The organism is Methylotenera sp., assembly GCF_029945535.1.
GTDB lineage: Bacteria > Pseudomonadota > Gammaproteobacteria > Burkholderiales > Methylophilaceae > Methylotenera.
Genome location: NZ_JAQSCU010000018.1, coordinates 452,168 through 472,285 on the forward strand (window position 1 = coordinate 452,168; position 20,118 = coordinate 472,285).

Genomic DNA, 20,118 nt, shown 5'->3' on the forward strand with positions numbered 1-20,118 from the left:
TAGCATTAATTGTTTTACTCAAAATTAAATGCAATCCAATATAAATACAACAAAATCAAAAACAATTTATGTTCCTCGTATAAATGACGAGTTAAATGACTTTTTTAGCATGGCCTTAATTTGGAAGCAGGCAACGGTAAACAACGATAATATAATTTTCGACTTTACTGATTGCGCATTTTTAAGACCTAATGCCGTTGTTTTTTTAGGTGGGATAACAAGACTAATTCAAGCAAGCGGTCGAACCGTCCATTTATCACTAAGCACTATGCAGCAACATGTCAAAATGAACTTACTTCAAAATGGCTTTGCTTCTATGATGGGGGCTGAAACTGAACCATGGCAAGGCAACTCTATACCGTATAGGGAATACGTTGAACCTAATGAAGATATTGTTCTCAAATACTTAACTGATGACTGGTTAGGTCGAGGTTGGATCAATGTTAGCAAAAATCTAAAAAACGAAATTGCTGGCAGAATGTGGGAAATTTTTGCTAATGCATTTGAACATAGCTTGTCTGAAATCGGCTTAGTCTGTTGTGGGCAATATTTCAAAAATAATAAAGAGTTAGTACTTGCAGTTGCTGATTTTGGTGTTGGAATACCTTCAAATGTTAGAGCATTTAATGCTCAAGAAGATATAGAGCCAAAAGACGCGATGAAGTGGGCTTTTACAAAAGGCAATACAACAAGTAAAACTGCTTGGCCTCGGGGTGTTGGGTTAGATTTACTAAAGGAATTCGTTAGGTTGTCTAAAGGTTCTCTTGCTATTTACAGCCATGGCGGATATGCTTACATTGACGAAGATAGTGAATTGTACGATAATCACTCCGCTTTTTTTGGGTGTACTGTAGTTCAAGTTACGCTGCGCTGTGACGATAATTATTATTGTCTATCAACAGAATTAGATTCAGCGCAATATTTTTAGGAGTAAAACTATGCAACGCATTAATATAAAGGGCCTTATCGGTCAGAATGCGGTTACGTTAGATGATGGTGAGATTATTTATAATCTTATCCATGAATCATTAATGCATGGCGATGTAGTTGAGTTAGATTTTGATGGTGTTGAGATTTTCGCCTCGCCGTTCTTCAATGCTGGGGTAGGTCGATTACTTGTTGACTTAAAACCAGACACCCTTAATCAGCAGCTAAAATTTGATCATCTTTCAGATTTTGGTTCTCGTGTACTTCGCCGCGTTATAGATAATGCAAAAGAATATTATGCTTCCTCAACAGCTCAGCGTAATAAGGTTGATCAAGTCCTGACAAGTGACTTTCTGGCTGCCTAATGCCTTTAGTTGTTCGTGCTTCAGTAGTAGATATAAGAACTGACACGCCAAAAATTAATGATAGTTTTATAGTCGATACCAATGTTTGGCTATGGCTGCTATATCCCCCACTAACTCAAAACTCAAGCGGAAATCAAAAGCAGCAAGCAATTGATTATCCCAATTACTTCAAGCAAGCACTAGCTGCAAACTCTACATTTTATTCATCAGGTTTAGTATTCGCTGAATTAGCTCACAATATTGAACGGACTGAAAAAAATATTTACGACAGCAACTTAGCAAGTCCTTTAGATTTAAAGGATTATCGTCACGACTATCCAAAACAAAGAGCTAAAGTCACTACATTAATCAATGATGCTTGGTCTGATATACTTGGCTTCAGTGAGTTACTTAAAATCAACTTAGATGACTCTTTCATGCAAGAGGCTACTGCACTTTTCCCTACCGTGGGCTTAGATGGATATGATGCATTTACTGCTCAAGCCGCAATTAAAACAGGTATTAATGTTATAACTGATGACGGTGACTTTGCGAGCGTGCCTGGACTAACTGTTTTTACTGCTAATCCAAGAGTAATAAACTTGGCTGCGCAATCAGGAAAGTTAGTTGTTAGGCCAAAAGATGACGAGCCTTCTACAGCGTAGCCAAAACGTAGCTGTTTGACATTAAAATTGACTAATTAAGGCTATTTACCACTAACCTACAAAATTGCGAGCGTTGCAAGTTGTTGATTTATATAAAATTAAAAAATGACTTCCTTTTTGAAAATCCGCGTGTCACAGGTTCGATTCCCGTCCCGGCCACCAAGCAAAATCAAGCTCACAGCGATGTGGGCTTTTTTTACGTCATCGACTTGGGGGCACTGTTGGGGGACATTTAGTATAATCGCCTCTCATAATACTCAACCCAAGTAAAAATGCTTATCTATCCATCACGTCAAAAAGCTCCTGCTATTGAGCTTCCTTAAAATTGTTGATTTGATAATTTTGAGACATTCTGTTAGTTTCAATAGAGGGCTTTAGCTTCCAATTTAGGACTTTTGTTAAAAGAATTGCGTCCGCACTTGCGATTTACTACTATATGGGCAGAGCAAAGCGTAACTATAAGATTTAAAAAAATGAGCTCAAGCCAAAGAGTATTGTACTAGGAGGATAGAATGGAAGCATTATTAAACAATGGCTGGGTAGTAGGTACCGGAGGCGGAATTCTCAGTGGCCTTATTGTTACGTGGTTAACGAGAGTCCTTTTCTCTAAGAAAGACCAAAAAGATCTAGCGATAAATATTTCATCTGCAAACAGAGAGATTCTTTACGCAATTCGTCCAGAGATATCTGAGAACGCACTCCCTTCTATTGATGTAATGGAAGCATTGAAAAATGCTACAGCTAGAAAGTACAAAGTTGAGCCAGAAAGGCTCTATAGCGTATCTCAAGTTGTTGAGGAGTTGATAAAAGAAATAATGGATTCAAGCTTTATCTCATCAGCAGCGAAAAGAGAATATTGTGAATCTCTGAAGGTACTTGCGCCAGACCCCGTTTCACTGGTTGAACCTGTAGCTATAGATAATGAGGCTTTTGTTGCTCGTATTGAGTACAAAGAAAAGATGACTACCTTGCTTTCTATGACGCTGGGTACAATTGCGGCATTGGCAACTATGCTTTCGTTTGTAAAAAGTAGTTTTAACTCTTCCCCATTATTGGAAAAAGTCGGTGATACATTATTTCCTATGATGTTAGTTATGGTTTCTGTAATTATGGTTATGACCGCAATGCAAGTTGCTTTAAAACTGCGGCATAGGAAACTGAGAATTGAAAATGGGATCAAGCCTGATGAAAGCTCTAACAAGCTTTTCAATTAGGAGGTTCGTGAATTCACGCCTATTTTGTATCCGGTACTTTAACTAACCTTAGTAGGGAAATTAATTGCTGCTTGTATGCTTATAAGCATACAATTATAGATACTAGAGTTGTGATTATTAGTAAAAAAAGCTCACTATTAGTGAGCTTTTTTACGTCTGTTACTCTTTGAGCTTGCCTTACAGCCTTGTTTAACTCCCACTTAAAGGGCTAAGAAGTGGTTAGAGAGTTTAAGGAAGCGCAGCGCCCACCACGCGATTGCGTCCTGTTTGCTTGGCAAGATATAACGCAGCGTCGGCTCGAGGTAGAACGGCATCAACCCCCTCACCAGTCATACGTTCAGCCACGCCTGCACTAAAGGTGATCAATACCCGCTCACTGTTATGCATAAAAAAGTTTTTAGTGAGGTCTCGTTGCACGCCAGCAATCACGTTAACTGCATCGTCTTGCTTAGAGCCTGGGAGTAATATCACAAACTCTTCCCCGCCGTAGCGCGCCAGCACGTCCGTGCTACGCAATATGCTTTTTACCACTTTAGCTAAGTGCGCTAGTGCCACATCACCTGTGGAGTGGCCCATGGTATCGTTAATCTTTTTGAAGTGATCAATGTCGATCATTGCTAATGATAATGCTGTGTTGTGCCTATCCGCACGTTCGAATTCTCGCTCTATCGCTTCATCCATGCCGCGTCTATTGAGCGCACCTGTTAAAAAGTCCTCGTGCGCAACCTCGCTAATATAATCTAGCTTAGTTGTTAGCTCATTGATTTTCTTTTCAGCTTCGTCTACTTTCTTTTGTGTTTCCAAAAAGGCAGATTGCGACTGTTGCGCATCGGCATTCATAGTGTGAATATCGCCAGCCAAATTTTTTAGTATGTCGTTAAGTTGCGTAATGTCTTCGGTTTCGGAGATTTGCTTCTGATATTCGGCAATTTTAATTTGATAAGTACCCGTGCTCTCAGTGATGTCTGCCAAACCGCTTACAAAGGTACTCATCATGCCTTTAAGCGTTTCTTTAGCCGCGATAAGCCCTGGCTTGAGGCTAGACTGCTTGAATATCAGCTCTTTTAGGCTACTTTCCGCACTATAAACACTGTCTAAATTAAGCGGTTTAGAAATAATTTCTTGGACTATAGCAATCTGCCCATGTAGCCATTTGTCTTCAACGGTCAACTCGCTCATGCTAGAAACCAATAGGCGCAACATTTGCACTAGCGCATCTTGTATACGATGTTGTGAGTCTGTTTGCATTTCTGCTCTCAGCAAAGTCGATTTTAAAGACTCGCTAACATCATTGACTTCTTCAATCGTGTTAGCTTTTTGAGCACTTGCTATTAGTGCTTCTATTCGGCTTGTTGCCGCTGGAATTGCAGCAAACTGCGGAAGCACCACGAGTGAAACCGTTCTGATCAATAAGTCACGCCACGCTATCGCTATTTTAAGTTGAGCATCATCTGTAGTGTGCGCCGTGTGTTTGTCTAACGCGCTTTCATGGGCTGCAGGCTGCTCTGTTTCAGCACTCGCTGGCTCAGCGGCATTATCTTCATTCACAATCATGACCGCTTGACCATCGCCCCACGAAGTCACTAGCGTCTGAATTTTTTGCCCAAGCTGATTAGGATCACTGGCAAAATTAATTAGGACGCGACTCAGCCCTTCTTTTTTACGGCTAAGCGTGATGCCGTTATGATTTAAATCTAGCTGCTTTAACAAATAACGTAAAAGCGTAGACCAATTCACGCTGTCGGTCTCACCAGCACCTACAGGTAGCAAGCTACGGATATGTTTTTCTAAATTGGCAGAGTCGTGCTTTTTGACTAAGGTGGAAATCTTTTGTGCGGCGACTGAATATTTAGGCTTATCTTTGCCCAAATCAGTTAACACCTTGTCCAGTGCCTTACTGAGAATCGTACCATTATCTTCCGCCTCTAAACCTGCAATCTCGTTATACACAAGACGATAGTTATCTGGCGTCGGAGGACTCTGGCTTTTTGAAAGCTGCATTAGTGTTTGGCGAGCCAACTCTAAAGGCGTCATTTATGGTTCCATTCGGTTAAAGTCAATATACTTCTCAGACATACTCGTAAATACTAACTCAACACAGCAATTTTATATATTTAAACAGCTATAAAAACCCCATGCTGTTCATAGAATTGCATTTCGGCTAATTGGTTGGCAACCATTTAATATCTAAGCTGCTGCAAACCTTTGCTACACATAGTTAGTGCGGTCGCCCGTCAAAATTGTTATCATTTGTTTTGGTTAATTTAGGTGTAGGTTAATGAGCACATTTAGTGAAATTCAAGCAAACGACTTATTCAACACCATGGCGACAGAACCCATGTTACTAGTTGACGTGCGTAATGATGATGAAGTTGCACGCGGCGTGATTGAAGGCGCAATACATATTCCTCTAGCGTTGTTGCCGCTAAAATATGAGTCACTGCCCAAGTCAGAGAATATCGTATTCTATTGCCACAGTGGCATTCGTTCGGCGCATGCGGCGGCTTTTGCCTCTAGCAAAGGTAGTAAAAATGTGTATAACCTAGCGGGTGGTGTTTTAGCGTGGGCTAAAGCGGGCTATCCTTTTGTAGCAAAAGATGAAGGGAAAAAGAAATAATGGAATTCAATAAAGAAGTGGATGCCACAGGCTTAAACTGTCCATTACCAATTTTGCGCTGTAAAAAAGGTCTGAGTGAAGTTGAGCCAGCACAAGTGTTAAAAGTCATTTCAACCGACCCAGGTTCAGTGAAAGACTTTAACGCATTCTGCGTGCAAACTGGCCACGAGCTTTTACAGCTTGATCAAGATGACACCACGTTCACTTTTTATATCAAAAAACGTAGTGACTAATTTGTAATTAAAAAGGCGCTTTTCAGCGCCTTTTTAATTTCTTAGTTTACTTGCTCATTCAAAGCTGGCATTTAACCTAACTTAGCCAACTGACTTTGCAGTTTTTCTAAATTAGCGCCAAATTCAGCTACCCGCGCTTTTTCTTGCTCAACTACAGCTGCTGGTGCACGTGCTACAAAGCTCTCGTTATTTAACTTGCCGTTGGCTTTGGCAATTTCGCCTTCCAGCCTTGCAATCTCTTTACCTAATCGTTCTTTTTCAACTGCAACGTCAATTTCAACTTTTAACATGAGCTTAAAGTCGTCTACCAACATCACAGGCGCATCAGCTTCTGGCAAGTCAGCCACAATCGCCACGTCTTCTAGTTTGGCTAATGCTTTTAAATACGGTGCATACAAAGCTAGTTTTTCAGGGTCGCCTGTGGCGATTAATGGCACACGTGCTGCTGGTGAAATGTTCATTTCACCGCGCAGACTGCGGCATGCATCTACCATTTGCTTAAGCTGTGCCACCCAAGCTTCTGAAACATCATCTAGCTTGTCTAGCTGAGCCTTTGGATAAGTTTCCAGCATGATACTCGCACCATGTTTCTCGGTCATTGGCGCAATGGTTTGCCAAATCTCTTCGGTGATAAATGGCATGATAGGATGCGCTAAACGTAAAATTGTCTCAAGCACGCGTAATAAAGTACGGCGTGTTGCACGCTTTTCAGCATCAGTGCCATTTTGAATTTGCACTTTCGCAAGCTCTAAATACCAGTCGCAGTATTCATCCCACACAAATTCATAAATCGCTTTTGCAGCCAAATCAAAGCGGTAATCTTCGAATGCTTTTTCAACTTCGGCTTCCGTGCGTTGCAAAATGCTCACAACCCAACGGTCGGCTTGACTAAACTTACGTCCGCCTTCACCACAGCTTACCGCATCAAAGCCGTTATCTTGGCCTTCTGTATTCATCAACACAAAACGCGTGGCATTCCAAAGCTTGTTACAGAAATTGCGATATCCGTCACAACGCTGCAAATCAAACTTAATATCTCGGCCAGGGCTAGCAAGTGCAGCAAAGGTGAAACGCAAGGCATCGGTACCATAAGCAGCAATGCCTTCTGGAAATTCTTTACGCGTACGTTTCTCGATTTTTTCTGCGTCTCTAGGGTTCATCAGACCCGTGGTGCGCTTTTTAATTAAGTCATCTAAGCCAATGCCGTCAATCAAATCAATCGGGTCTAAAACATTGCCCTTAGACTTGGACATTTTTTGACCTTCAGCATCACGAATCAAGCCATGCACATACACATGTTTGAACGGGATTTTGCCAGTGATGTGTTTCGTCATCATCACCATACGCGCCACCCAGAAGAAGATAATGTCAAAACCCGTCACCAACACGCTTGAAGGCAAGTATTGTTGCAAAGCTTGATTTTGCGCATCAATGGCTTCGTCGCCTGTCCAATCGAGCGTAGAGAATGGCCAAAGTGCGGATGAATACCAAGTATCGAGTACGTCATTATCGCGAACTAAATTACCTGTGTAGCCATCTTTAGCGGCTAATGCTTTGGCTGCAGCTTCATTCGTCGCCACATAAACTTTACCATCTTCTGAATACCAAGCAGGGATTTGATGCCCCCACCATAATTGGCGTGAAATACACCAGTCTTGAATGTTATTGAGCCATTGGTTATAAGTATTCACCCAGTTTTCAGGGTAAAACTTGATCTCGCCACTCGCCACGACATCTAACGCTTTTTGTGTGATGGATTTACCATCGGCAGCAGGTTTGCTCATAGCGACAAACCATTGGTCTGTGAGCATCGGCTCAATAATTACGCCTGTACGGTCGCCTCTTGGTACTTTAAGTTTATGTTTATCGGTTTTAACTAAGTAACCTTGTTCTTCAAGATCGATCACGATTTGTTTGCGGGCATCAAACCGCTCTAGACCTCGATACGCCTTAGGTATTAGGAGGTGTGCAGCAAGGTTATTCCCTGAAGAGTCTTGGCTACCACGAATATATGTTGCATTTGGCATATCTTTAAATGCATCAATTAAATCAGGGTTATCACCACCTGAAATAATATACCCATCTAAACTGATTACTCCAAAGGTACCACCCCCAGGTTGGTTAGCTAGCTCATCCTTATGTCTTTGCCATACCGCATAGTCATTAAAGTCATGCGCAGGTGTCACCTTTACCACGCCAGTGCCAAACTCTTTATCGACATAATCATCTGCAATAATCGGAATTTCACGGTTGCAAAGCGGTAGTTTTACGTTTTTGCCAATCAAGTGCGCGTAACGCTCATCTTCAGGATGCACCATTACCGCCACGTCGCCCAGCATAGTTTCTGGACGTGTTGTTGCAACAGTTAGGTTGCCTGATCCGTCGGCAAGCGGATAGTTGATGTGCCACATAAACCCATCTTCTTCTTCCTGCACCACTTCTAAATCAGAAACTGCTGTGCCTAACTTCACATCCCAATTTACCAGGCGTTTGCCACGATAAATCAGACCTTCGTTATACAAACGAACGAAAGTTTCAGTCACGGTTTTATTCAAACCTTCATCCATGGTGAAGCGCTCGCGCGACCAATCTGGTGAAGTTCCAAGCCGGCGCATTTGTTTAGTAATCGTGCCGCCAGAGTACTCTTTCCACTCCCACACTTTTTCGAGGAATTTCTCACGGCCTAAATCATGGCGCGATATGCCTTGTGCATCCAATTGACGCTCTACCACTATCTGCGTGGCGATACCCGCGTGGTCAGTGCCTGGCTGCCATAGCGTGTTATCCCCGCGCATACGGTGATAACGTGTTAACGCATCCATCAAAGTTTGGTTAAAGCCATGGCCCATGTGCAAGGTGCCAGTGACGTTTGGTGGAGGCAGTAAGATACAGAAGTTATCTTTAACTTCTGGGTTAGATTCTGTTGGTTTGTTAAAACCAGCGGCGTAATAGCCTTTGCTCTCCCAAAATTCATACCATTTGCTTTCTATGGTTTTGGGGTCAAAGGATTTTGCTAATTCTTGGTTGGGGGTTGGATTATTCATAGCCGACATTTTAACATAGGCAAGTGCTAATTGACTGCCCCGCCATACCAACGCATATTGAGTTATAGCGGGTAGGAATAATTGCAGTAAAAGTTACTAAAAAGTCATGCAAGCTTAATAAAAGCTAACAGCAATATCGTAAATATCAGCAAATGTACAATTGCCCACATTCGGTAACTTGCTGTTAATTCATGTGGGGCTTTGGCTGAAATTAAAAACAAATGTTGATCGGTAGGTTTAACTAAAGTAAAACTACCCGTATGCGCTTTCATGGCGTATTTAGCATGCGCTTGTTTGATAGCATCTTGGCGAGCGAGTTCCCACTCTTGCATGTCAATTTCGCCATTTCGGTTATGGTCATAACGGTTTAACATCTGCTGCGGGCGTGTTTTTAAGTCTGTCAGAATGTCGCGCACTTCTTTGTTAATGACTTCACTATCGACTTGATCATGCCTCGTATCTAGCTGGCCTAATACATACAAGCGCTTACCTGCAGGTAAAAACTCTTCTACATAACGATGGTCATTTTTAACAAATGTCCGTTTCTCAAAAAAAATGATTTCCGCCCCATTAGGGTTAACCATACAAGTGCCAGATTCATCTTTTAGTTGGAATAAAGTATCGCTTTCCGAATACTCCAAAAGCCGACTATCAACCACTTTTTTCGAATAAGGATTTTCAACGCGATTGGCATACACCGATGCTCGATACCATACACAAGGGATGCCGTGATAAGGCGTTTTGAAAGGCTTTAGCGTTGTTGCAGTGCCTTGCAGCTCAATATAGCCTTGCGCTGCTGCTGCAATTGAGGATATTGGCGCCTCTGTAATTTTAAGTAATCGCCAATAATTAAAGATTGCAGCAAACAGGCTAAAAGTGAGCGCAGTTGATAACAATACAAACCATGTTTGCCTATCCGTTTGGCTTAAATGCAATTTATAAGCAGCAAATAAAGCACCGCCTACTACTGCCAACGTAACAAAATTGACGCTGGCGCCATTTAATTTTCTAAACATAAAAAAGCTAACTAGCTTTTAAAGCGCGCGCTTACATCCACATCCTCTAATTCTGCATGTGAAAATTTTAACATTTCTGCACGTTCAAAATTAAACAATCCCGCCACAATGACATCTGGAAACTGCTTAATTCTGACGTTATTATTATTGACCGAATCATTATAAAACTCACGTCTATCTGCTATTTGATTTTCTAAACCAGTAATGCGCTGCTGCAAATTAATAAAGGTTTGGTCGGCTTTTAAATCTGGATAATTCTCTGCTACTGCGAATAATCCACCTAAACTACTACTTAGGGCTGATTCAGCCTTGCTTAACCCTGCCACATCATGCATTTGGCGTGCTGCATCAATACCCATGCGCGCTTGAATAACTTTCTCTAGCGTTTGTGCCTCGTGAGTCATATAGGCTTTGCATGTATCAATCAGCTTCGGCAGCTCGTCATTACGCTGTTTAAGCAGCACATCAATATTTGCCCAAGCTTTTTCTACATTGCTTTTAATGCTGACTAAGCTGTTATAAGTCATCACAAAATACACCGCCACTACCGCTACGATTACCCAAAATATCATCAAGCTCCCCTTAATTTTATGAATATGATTTTATTGTTATCAATGCTTATCACTTGCAGTACCGCTTAACACCAAAGGCCCTACTTTTTCCCAATAACGAGAAAAGCGTCTTAAGCGCTTTTCACTGATTTCAACATTGACAAACTTAGCTACTGGCTGCCAGTCTGGCACAAATGGTGATAATAGCTCTTTCACTTTGAAATTTGGCGTATTTTGCGTAATGAGCTGCCCTATACCTTTTTGCATCAAAATTTCATAAGTATCGCCCACCCAAACCTCCACGCTCTCCATTTCACTCAAACAATCAGCCACAAACTGCAAGCGATTAAGCGACCAAGTGCCGTGTAAGTGTGGGTCGAACACAAAGATCTTAGGAAAAGGTTTTTGCAGCAAAGCATGTGCCGATGACAACATTTCATCGTGAATAAATATCGCTTTGGTTGGAAAGTGAGAAACCTTGTTTCTAGGCAATGGCGGCAATACATACTGCTTTGCAATTGGCACTAGCGTTTGATTAAACAACTTATCGTTCAAAGCTTCATAGCTGGCATCAAATGGACAATGCACGTGACAGTTGGCGCAGTATTTCCCCCCAGTGTAACGACTGAGGTTTTCTTTATTAAAGAAGTAAGGCTTAGAGCTAAACGTTGACGCAACCCATTGCCATGAAAGGTGATTGCTCGCAATATCGCCATCTATCAAATGGGCTTCAAACCAATCAGCAGCAGCCCGCCAATCCACTTTTCTATGATGCACAATATAGCTCGAAAGCCACATACGAGCATGATTATGCACATAGCCTGTGGCGAACAAATCTTCGTTGATAAAGCCATCCATACATGGCAAACCCGTTTTACCTTGGCGAATATCATCGCTCAATGGCGCATGGCCTATCGCCACTTTGGGCGGCTCCATGTCACTATAAATGGCATTACCTTCGCTAAACCATACCTGCCGCCAATAATCGCGCCAAGCAAGTTCATACACGAGTTTATCTGCGCTTGCATCGAATCGCCTTTTAATGAATTCATATGCTTCATTCAATGTTACGCAGCCATGCCGTAAATATGGTGATAAATGCGTCACTGAACCGTTTAAAAAATTACGGTTTCTATCATAAGCAACCGCATCAATACTATTGAGTTTTTTAAGCGCGCCAAAACGACCACCTGCCCAATCGGCTTGCAAATCAGCACCTTTAGCATCCGAAAATATTCGCTTAATATAATGTAAGCGCTCGTTTCGGTCTTGAGGAATGATCAATTTTTGTGCGGGTTTCATTGAATAATTTCCATCTAATTTATGTTAATGTACTATTTATGTAAACTCACCAAGGAAAATCAGCATGGACCCAATGTGGATGTGGGCTGCGATAGGAATCATACTACTTGCAGTTGAAATGGCAACAGGCACTTTTTATGTGCTGTGGTTTGGCGTAGCCGCCTTGTGTGTCGCGGTTATCATGTGGCTATTTCCTAACACGTCTGAGGCTATACAATATAGCGCTTTTGCGGTCTTATCTTTAAGCTCACTAGCTATCTGGCGTATCAATTACAAAAAAACTTCTACCAGCACTCGTGTTGGTCAGTCACAAGGTGAAGAAATTGGACGAGTTGGTACTGTCATAGAAACAGCCAGCCTAAAACAAAATGGTAAGATTCGCTTCGCTCAAGGCTTAATGGGCAGCCGCGAGTGGACTGCGATTGCCGATGAAACAATTGAATCTGGCAGTGATGCAAGCGTAGTAGCCGTTGTTGGAAATGCATTAAAAATCTCAAAAAAGTAATTTCACTTCATCTGAATAAGATTAATCTTCAAACCCCGTGTTAGGAAAACACTATGACCACGTTTAGTTTTGTACTGATATTTTTAGTTATTGTCGCCATTATTAAGGGCGTACGCATTGTTCCTCAAGGTGAAGAATGGGTCGTAGAGCGCCTTGGTAAATTTGCTGGCGTGCTCAGCCCTGGCTTGCATGTGATTAACCCTATATTCACTAAAGTAAGTTATAAAGTCACTACCAAAGACATTATTTTAGATGTGCCTGAGCAAGAAGTGATTACACGCGACAACGCTGTGATTCTTGCCAATGCTATCGCATTTATTCGTGTTTCTGACGTAGAGCGCGCTGTGTACGGCATTGAAAACTTTAGAGAAGCGATGCGCAACATGGTGCAAACCAGCTTGCGTTCCATCATCGGCGGCATGGATCTAAACCAAGCACTAACTTCACGTGACCGCATTAAAGCTGAGTTAAAAGAAGCGATTGCCGACGAGGCGCAAGATTGGGGCTTGACTGTTAAATCAGTTGAAATTCAAGACATTAAACCTTCACCTAACATGCAAGATGCCATGGAAAGACAAGCCGCCGCAGAACGTGAACGTGTTGCCGTGGTAACTGAAGCTGAAGGTGCGAAACAATCGCTCATCTTAAATGCCGAAGCGCGTTTGGAAGCCGCTAGAAAAGACGCTGAAGCGCAAATGGTGGCTGCAAAAGCCTCGGCGGAATCAATCAAGTTTATTACTGAAGCCGTAAAAGAAAATAACGCATCAGCCATGTTTTTACTGGGTGACCGTTACATTACCGCTTTGCAAAAAATGTCGGCTTCTGAAAACAGCAAGATTATTGTAATGCCAGGTGATTTAGTAGGTGCGGTTAAAAGTTTAGTAGGCGGTAAATAGTCTCTTTAATTCCCTCCCACTTTAAGGGGGAGGGCTAGGGTGGGGGTAGAACGATTACGTCAGCATTGATATCTTCACCCCCCTTCATGGGGAAGGGTCTCAAACATTACAACAGTTACTTCATACTAGAGTTAACCGTTATTAAATATGCAAAGACTGCCACAACATACCAAAGAGTTTTCTCGTCAACTTCGTGTAGAGATGACTGATGCTGAAAGCTATTTATGGCAGCGCCTCAGAATGAAGCAGTTGGGTGCGAAGTTTAGACGTCAACATCCAGCGGGAAAGTATATTTTAGATTTTGCGTGCATTGATGCCGCATTAGCAATTGAGATTGATGGCGGTCAACACGCTGAAATACAAACTGAAGATAATTTACGCAGCGAATGGCTTAAGGATAATGGGTGGGAAGTATTGCGATTTTGGAATAATGAGGTGTTGCAGAATATAGAAGGCGTTTTGGAAGTGATTTTGCAATCGATACTTAATGCTAAAGTTCGAGAGATTCTACCCCCACCCTAGCCCTCCCCCTTAAAGTGGGAGGGAATCTAAATGCCACACACAATACAAGCTGGGTCTTTACTCAGCTTGATTGTTCGCCACTCCATAGCAAGCGCATCCAGCAACAACAAACGGCCTTGCAAACTCTCACCAATACCCATCAATAGTTTCAAAGCCTCAGCAGCTTGAATCGTGCCTATCATGCCCACTAGCGGCGCAAAAACTCCATTAGTAGCGCAACGTAAATCTGTATCTTCGCCATTATCGGGGAATAAACAGTGGTAGCACGGACTGGTCTCTGAGCGCATATCGTAAACTGTGACTTGCCCCTCAAAACCTAGCGCAGCGCCTGAAACCAGCGGCTTCTTCAGCTTTACGCAAAGCCTGTTTAGCGTATATCGTGTAGCAAAATTATCACTGCAATCAATCACCACATCCACTTGCGCCACCAAGGCTGCAAAATTATCTTCAGTTGATTTTTGCTGTATGGTTTTAACCACTACCTCAGGATTAATCTCATAAATACTTTGCTGCGCAGAAACGGCCTTATTGATACCCACGCTAGGCGTGGTATGAATAATCTGACGCTGCAAATTAGTCAAATCCACCACATCAAAATCACAAATAGTGAGCGTGCCAACACCACTAGCAGCCAAATACAAAGCCACTGGCGAGCCCAAGCCACCCGCACCTACTACCAACGCATGACTATGCACGAGCTTATCTTGCCCTTCATAACTTATTTGCGGTAAAAGTATGTGGCGGCTATAACGTAAAAGTTGGTTATCGTTCATAAGTATTAATGTAACTGGCCGGCTTCAATCATAGCGTTGTAAAGCACGTATGGAGAAATCCAAATCATCATATGATCGAACTCATTTCCTGCAACTGCACTAGGCTCATGGCTTACAAATACAGACTCTGAAGATGTCGGTACTTTGGAATTCGCGCCCTCGTCTGCTCCACCTGACGCTTGAGCGCCTGTAGGACCGAGAGAGTAAATTACAGCAACTGCATTATTAATTAAGTAGTTGCTCTCAACGCCACCAGAACAGGCAACTGCAGTTATTCCTGTTGCGCTTTTACATACTCGTAACTCTGGCGTTAAATTAGCAATGCCCACAATATTCATTCCGTCCGTCAATGAGTTAATTGTAAAGTCAGGTGTTATTGGGTTCGTAGGAACGGTAATAGCGCTGTTTTGTGCAACTGCATACATAATTGGATTATTCCAAGCATCAACTGCGAACCCGTTTGCGTCTGTAGGCTGAATACCTAATGTTGCTGCGGGCAAATATCCAAGTTGCATGGTACAAGCGGTAGTTCCGCCAATTGGATCTTCAAGGCCATTAGCCGTTGCTGGGCAGGGCAAACGCCCTTTAGACTGAGCAAAACCTAACAGTGCTTTTTTAGCTATTTCTAAAATATTTTCAGTTTGTGATTGATGCAGCATTTGCCGCTGAGCTTGTATTGGGGCAAGTATTGCACCTAAAACAAAGCCTAGGATAATCAACACTACGGCCATTTCTAATAATGAAAAGCCGTTCATATATCTATTTAGCTTATAGCTCATGGAGATACCACATATGTTTGGTCATTATAATTACTTTTTCTTTGCTTAGTATTTGATTCAAATGTTGTATCTAAGTTTGTGTTTTCCGTACTATCCAAATACTCTTTAACATCACAGCCTAATTGAGTCTGCGCAGAACCTTTTATAGAAAAAGGTGTACTAACAATTGGGCTGCCAACTGTCGCTAACATCGCTTGGACTCCCGTCCGGCTCCCTACATTAATATCTGGTGTATTACATAACTGCCCAACAACACAATTACTTGCAACACTATAAAAAAGATAATTTTGCCAGGCATTACTAGTAAACCAAGCAGGCAAAGTCGAACCGGTAACAGCAGAGTTAAACACTGCTGGGGTGGTCGTTACATCATAAGCAAAATTTCCGGTTGCTGCACTAGCCGAGCTACAAGTTACAGTATTGCTACCACATCCTGTGCAAACCCCAGACTCCTTATTTACTTTAACGTGTGAAGGAGCTGCAGAAAACTTAAACACCCCATTAAACACATAATTTCCAGGTAAAGTACCTGCAGTTGCACACCCAGTTGTCGTACATGTAAACCTTCGACCTGCAGTGCCGTTACAGCGACTCGATCCAGTAGTTATATTACAGTTACAAGTCTTATTGGAATTAGTGAGCGTGCACTGTGTACCTGTGACACTAGTGAAAGTACCCGTCGTTCTAGTAAAGTCCACACTATCAATTGAAAAAGAATCACAAGTAGAGAAACTTGAACTAGCACTTGTATACGAAACAGCACATGACTTTAAGGTTGTTTGCGTTGGTTGCTGTGTAGGTAAGAATCCTGCAAGTTGATTATTTCCTTGATAATGTTCAGTTGCAACTAAGGCTGATGCAAAGGGATAATATCCATCATTAAGAATTAGAGGTGTAGATAAATCTGTCGCTTTCTTATAATTCAATAGTTGCGCCTTTGCTTCGGCAGCGGCACGTGAAGACAAAGCCGCAATTAGCTCATCAATCGTAATGTAAATAAGTTTATCGTTAAAGTAATATGGCTCTACAGTTTGATTTTTATAAGTAGGATCATCTTTAGAAACTAATCTCAGATCATCTCCAACAATAAACTCCTGCTTGAGCAGGGGTATTGCTGAGTCATAGTATGTGTAATTTTTATAAGTTTTTCCGCTTGCCATTACGATTTTATCTAAATATTGATTTGCATCGGCAATTCCACTTGATCGGTCTTGATCGCCCACAGGTGCCCCTGGCGCAATTATTACGGCGGCAACACGATCTGAAAGTACTTTTCCACTCCTATCCACTACAACAAACCATCCATTAGTCGGTGTATTAACTATGCTTGGATTAATGATTGGTGATGTGCCAGCAGGATCACCATTGTTTTTATAATCATGCAATAAATTTTGGGACACTTCGTACCAAAGCCTTTCACCACTGCCATCACGGAAATCACCCGCTAAGCCTGATGTAACTGTGTTTTTAGCATTTACACAATTAGGGTCACTCTTAAATAACGGTAGGCGCCCTATTGTAAAACTGGGAGCGAAGTTTACGTTCGACGCGTAGCAATCACTTGTGTCATCATAATTACCGTCGCCATTTCTATCAGGATAAGGCATTAAGCCAGGTGTATTTGGATGACTCACCGCCCAAGCAATCAGCGCAACTTTTGCATCATTTAATGCCTTATAAGTTTTTTCGTCTTGTCTAGCTCTTGCTGCATCTGCGTTATAAGTTTTTAGCACATAAACTGCCGCGCCTAGCCCTAAAATAAATGCAATAAAAATGAGTACAGCACCTTTTTGCTTAACCCACGTTTGATTTATGCAAAGCCGCCTTGATTTTGATGATGAATGGGATTGATATGCCATAGCAATTAAGTACTACTCAGCGTTGCTGTCTGAAATACTTTTGTTAGATGTATCGCTATCGTCTATCACACCGCTTTGCTCTAAATTCAATCTCTTCGCTTTTTCTACCACTTGCATTTCGTAAACTTTATTACTTTCAGGCTCGTACATTTGACCGGCTTTTAGGCGTATTTGTTTACCATTTGCGGGTATTTTTACATCTACGCCTTCAGTGCTTGCACCTTTATTTGAGAATCCTTTTTGATTAAGTTTGCCAATTTTCACATGGTCTACATTGCTATTCTCTTGCACGGCTTGGCCGTTAATCCATAGTGTATTTGCCGCGCCATCATTACGTTTAACATAGCCTTGTAGGGTAATGGGGTCTGGCAGCTCAATTGGTGTAGCTTCTGTTATCACGGCTGATTGCTGTGCATCGGCTGCGGGAGTGATCTTCAGTTTTTGATTTTGCCTTATCACATTGAGGTTATTGCGCTCATTGGGTTTGCTAAACAATCTACCTAGTTGTTGATTGTTTTCAGCCGAAGTTTCAGCATACGAGTGCAGCGACCAGAACACAGACAGGCTTATCAATAAGCTTGCGAGTATTTTGTACGATGGCTGGTGAATGCGCATTAAGGTGTCGTCGTTTGAATGGGTGCAGGTTCGCGTAGCGTGAGCCAATCTAACTCACATTTTGCATGCAAGTTAGCAACGAGTTGGTTGCTTAGCGCGCCGCCTGCATTTAATCGGGTAATTTCACAATCGCGCAGCATAAAGACCTCTTCATTCTTTTTACTTAACGCTTCTGTTAATTGCAGTATATCTTCCTCATGCAGCATATCAAGGTCTAGCGTCATAATAGATCGATTCAATACAAATCCGCCAAGGTTGCTTACAAAGCTTGGTTTGTAAGGCTCTTGCAAACCTATGCTGTATTTAATACTAAATAATTTATTCAGCTGATGCTGTTTGCGTAACTCATCCACCCACTCTAACCTGCGCTCTTCGCCAACCAAGCCTTTGTTAATCAGCGCTTGGTATTGCGGTAAATATTCGGTCATTATTTGCTTTTCTATGCCTGATGACTGATAGCGCTGTCGGGCTGAGGTGAGCAGATTTTGCTGTTGCTGCATGGCTTTTTCTTGTTCACTAGTAAACTTTTGCGCCAATGCAAATAATGCGACCACAGCAATCACCACCACCACTAGCAATGTAATGGTGACTTGCAGCCTTTGCCAATCTTGCTTTTCTAGTTTCATGGCGCCTTCACCCCAGCCGCAGCTATACCTACATTTGAAGTGGCTTCAGGCACTTTTAGTATCACTTTTAGCTTGAATAAAGCAGGTTGTGTTTGTGCGGCTTGCTCATCTGTCGTACTGCCTTGCAGGTTTACAAAAGAACTCACGTTCACCGGCTCTTGTAGTACTTCTACTGCGGCTACGTTTTGATCAAGATTAAGCTTTTCTACGAACTTGTTCACGCTGTTTAGTGCGCTGCGGTAATCTCCAGTAAACCCAGAGATTTCTGCCGTCACGTAGGCAAGCTCATATAGCTTTGTGGCATCTGCGGTAAATGCAGCGTTAGTAGGCATATTAGAGGTAGGCACGCTGATGAGTTTATCGTCATCTTTACTATTCATATCGTTAGTGAGTGCCCAATGCAATCGGTCTAACTGCACTTCTGGCACTTGTTCTAGCGCAGTACTAACAACTTGCATCATGCGCCTTGGTGATTTTGGATAAAGTGAGATAGTTTTATCTAACTCTACCGCAGCTTTTAAGTCCTCTGCGCCAATGGTAGTCACTGGGAAGTTTTTAGCAGCCTCTTCATAACGGCGTTGTTGCAATACGGTATCTTGCGTCGCTTCCTTTAGGGCAGATTGATAGTTTAAACCCTGCATCAACATTCCACCTGCGGCAAAAACTCCCAACACCCCCAGCACCAATGCGGCTAGCTTGATATTCTGTTTTAACTTACTAAAGTCATACTCTTTCGTCAGCGCTTCAGAGGCAAGGTTATCGACCACATGACCACTAGCCAACAAATGCATATGCAACAGCTCTGGCATTTGCTCAATCAGTTTTGCGGGTAAGTTAAGGGTTTTTGTGAATTGGCTTAAATTAATATCAGAGCATTCAATACCCTGCTCTTGGCTAATGCCTTGACTGATATGTTGCGTAGAGCCATCTAAGCTTGCTAGCACTAAATTCAGCGGTGTTTCACGGGTAATAAAGCGTTGGCTGATTAAATAGAGTCGCGTTTTTTCTGTCTCTACCAGATAAAAATAACCTAATTGATTTGCCGCGCTTGGTACATTGGGCACAAGCCGACTCATACGAAGTCGGCCATTATGCAGATAGGTTTGGCGTAATCCTGAAGATAACTTTTCGCATAACAAAATATGCGGTGCCATTAACTTTAACTGCCTGACTAATACTTGGCTAAGCATAGGCAACAAGTAAATACCCACTAATTGCACTCCAGCCTCTCGAATGAGATTGACCCATGCTTGCAAAAAGTCAGCATTATTTAGTGCAACGAATAGATATTTATCGTCTTTGCGTTTGTCAGTCTCACGATTCACAAAGTGCGCGGTACGATAATCTAAGCCGCGATAAAACTGGTTAAGCTTGCGATTCACCAGCTCTTTTTTTGCTGCACCTGTAGTATGCGGGACACTCTCTAAGCGGTAATCTTCCTCTACTGCGTCTGCCATTAAATATATTGGAATGCTGATATATTGCTTTAGAAACTCAGCAAATGCTTCATGCCCCGCTTCATCATTATTAAACGCTTGGCTACCTTGTAATTTACCCGCACGCCAAAGCCCAGCAAGCAAGCTGTTTGATGTGGCGCAGAGAACTAATTTATGAGGGCGGCTATTCATTA

20 protein-coding genes are annotated in these 20,118 nt (G+C 42.2%); 9 read left to right on the forward strand and 11 right to left on the reverse strand.

All coding sequences use genetic code 11. From position 1 onward, the window contains the following. The first annotated feature begins 28 nt into the window (after positions 1–28). The 4 genes from PSU72_RS13880 (at position 29) to PSU72_RS13895 (ending at position 3,150) form a co-directional block, all read left to right on the forward strand. Positions 29–928, forward strand: a complete 900-nt coding sequence (locus PSU72_RS13880) for an ATP-binding protein (RefSeq protein ID WP_300433248.1) — start codon at positions 29–31, stop codon at positions 926–928. 10 nt (positions 929–938) lie between these two features. Further along, the gene (locus PSU72_RS13885) at positions 939–1,292 is read left to right on the forward strand and encodes an STAS-like domain-containing protein (protein WP_300433249.1); all 354 of its coding nucleotides are present in this window, start codon (positions 939–941) and stop codon (positions 1,290–1,292) included. After that, the gene (locus PSU72_RS13890) at positions 1,292–1,936 is read left to right on the forward strand and encodes a PIN domain-containing protein (RefSeq protein WP_300433250.1); all 645 of its coding nucleotides are present in this window, start codon (positions 1,292–1,294) and stop codon (positions 1,934–1,936) included. The genes PSU72_RS13885 and PSU72_RS13890 overlap by 1 nt, the downstream gene beginning before the upstream one ends. Positions 1,937–2,448: 512 nt before the next feature. Next, complete coding sequence (locus PSU72_RS13895) at positions 2,449–3,150, forward strand: hypothetical protein (RefSeq protein WP_300433251.1); 702 nt, start codon at positions 2,449–2,451, stop codon at positions 3,148–3,150. 228 nt (positions 3,151–3,378) lie between these two features. Here PSU72_RS13895 and PSU72_RS13900 read toward each other — a convergent pair whose 3' ends face one another. Next, on the reverse strand, positions 3,379–5,184 hold the full coding sequence (locus tag PSU72_RS13900) for a GGDEF domain-containing protein (RefSeq protein WP_300433253.1): 1,806 nt from the start codon (positions 5,182–5,184) through the stop codon (positions 3,379–3,381). A 244-nt stretch (positions 5,185–5,428) separates the two neighbouring features. Here PSU72_RS13900 and PSU72_RS13905 point away from each other — a divergent pair, with 244 nt between their 5' ends. After that, positions 5,429–5,767, forward strand: a complete 339-nt coding sequence (locus tag PSU72_RS13905; RefSeq protein WP_300433255.1) for a rhodanese-like domain-containing protein — start codon at positions 5,429–5,431, stop codon at positions 5,765–5,767. After that, complete coding sequence (locus tag PSU72_RS13910; RefSeq protein ID WP_300433257.1) at positions 5,767–6,000, forward strand: sulfurtransferase TusA family protein; 234 nt, start codon at positions 5,767–5,769, stop codon at positions 5,998–6,000. The genes PSU72_RS13905 and PSU72_RS13910 overlap by 1 nt, the downstream gene beginning before the upstream one ends. A gap of 71 nt (positions 6,001–6,071) precedes the next feature. Here PSU72_RS13910 and PSU72_RS13915 read toward each other — a convergent pair whose 3' ends face one another. The 4 genes from PSU72_RS13915 to PSU72_RS13930 all read right to left on the reverse strand — a co-directional run bounded on the left by PSU72_RS13915 (position 6,072) and on the right by PSU72_RS13930 (position 11,913). Further along, positions 6,072–9,044 (reverse strand): valine--tRNA ligase, encoded by a 2,973-nt coding sequence (locus tag PSU72_RS13915; protein WP_300433259.1) that lies wholly within the window; start codon positions 9,042–9,044, stop codon positions 6,072–6,074. 104 nt (positions 9,045–9,148) lie between these two features. Continuing rightward, positions 9,149–10,060, reverse strand: a complete 912-nt coding sequence (locus tag PSU72_RS13920; protein WP_300433261.1) for a hypothetical protein — start codon at positions 10,058–10,060, stop codon at positions 9,149–9,151. A gap of 11 nt (positions 10,061–10,071) precedes the next feature. After that, positions 10,072–10,632, reverse strand: a complete 561-nt coding sequence (locus PSU72_RS13925; protein WP_300433263.1) for a LemA family protein — start codon at positions 10,630–10,632, stop codon at positions 10,072–10,074. A gap of 39 nt (positions 10,633–10,671) precedes the next feature. Beyond that, entirely contained in the window at positions 10,672–11,913 is a 1,242-nt protein-coding gene (locus PSU72_RS13930; protein WP_300433265.1) for an FAD-binding domain-containing protein, read from the reverse strand. A 64-nt stretch (positions 11,914–11,977) separates the two neighbouring features. On the opposite strand from PSU72_RS13930, the gene PSU72_RS13935 reads away from it, so the two are divergent. The 3 genes from PSU72_RS13935 (at position 11,978) to PSU72_RS13945 (ending at position 13,836) form a co-directional block, all read left to right on the forward strand. Beyond that, positions 11,978–12,418: an NfeD family protein gene (locus PSU72_RS13935; protein WP_300433267.1), complete on the forward strand. Its 441-nt coding sequence runs from the start codon at positions 11,978–11,980 to the stop codon at positions 12,416–12,418. Between the two features lie 53 nt (positions 12,419–12,471). Further along, a complete protein-coding gene (locus PSU72_RS13940) occupies positions 12,472–13,314 on the forward strand; it encodes an SPFH domain-containing protein (protein WP_013146858.1) in 843 nt (280 codons plus the stop codon). A 147-nt stretch (positions 13,315–13,461) separates the two neighbouring features. Continuing rightward, complete coding sequence (locus tag PSU72_RS13945) at positions 13,462–13,836, forward strand: endonuclease domain-containing protein (protein WP_300433270.1); 375 nt, start codon at positions 13,462–13,464, stop codon at positions 13,834–13,836. A 26-nt stretch (positions 13,837–13,862) separates the two neighbouring features. Here PSU72_RS13945 and PSU72_RS13950 read toward each other — a convergent pair whose 3' ends face one another. Genes PSU72_RS13950 through PSU72_RS13975 form a run of 6 tightly spaced genes read right to left on the reverse strand, consistent with a single transcriptional unit; the run spans position 13,863 to position 20,116 of the window. Then, complete coding sequence (locus tag PSU72_RS13950) at positions 13,863–14,609, reverse strand: molybdopterin-synthase adenylyltransferase MoeB (RefSeq protein ID WP_300433272.1); 747 nt, start codon at positions 14,607–14,609, stop codon at positions 13,863–13,865. Between the two features lie 5 nt (positions 14,610–14,614). Further along, the gene (locus PSU72_RS13955) at positions 14,615–15,388 is read right to left on the reverse strand and encodes a type II secretion system protein (protein ID WP_300433274.1); all 774 of its coding nucleotides are present in this window, start codon (positions 15,386–15,388) and stop codon (positions 14,615–14,617) included. After that, complete coding sequence (locus tag PSU72_RS13960) at positions 15,385–17,247, reverse strand: hypothetical protein (RefSeq protein WP_300433276.1); 1,863 nt, start codon at positions 17,245–17,247, stop codon at positions 15,385–15,387. Before PSU72_RS13960 ends, PSU72_RS13955 begins: the two co-directional genes overlap by 4 nt. 12 nt (positions 17,248–17,259) lie before the next feature. Further along, complete coding sequence (locus PSU72_RS13965; protein WP_300433277.1) at positions 17,260–17,862, reverse strand: hypothetical protein; 603 nt, start codon at positions 17,860–17,862, stop codon at positions 17,260–17,262. Beyond that, positions 17,862–18,488, reverse strand: coding sequence for a hypothetical protein (locus PSU72_RS13970; protein ID WP_300433279.1), 627 nt, complete (start codon positions 18,486–18,488; stop codon positions 17,862–17,864). The genes PSU72_RS13965 and PSU72_RS13970 overlap by 1 nt, the downstream gene beginning before the upstream one ends. Next, complete coding sequence (locus PSU72_RS13975; RefSeq protein WP_300433281.1) at positions 18,485–20,116, reverse strand: hypothetical protein; 1,632 nt, start codon at positions 20,114–20,116, stop codon at positions 18,485–18,487. The genes PSU72_RS13970 and PSU72_RS13975 overlap by 4 nt, the downstream gene beginning before the upstream one ends. Positions 20,117–20,118: the final 2 nt, after the last annotated feature.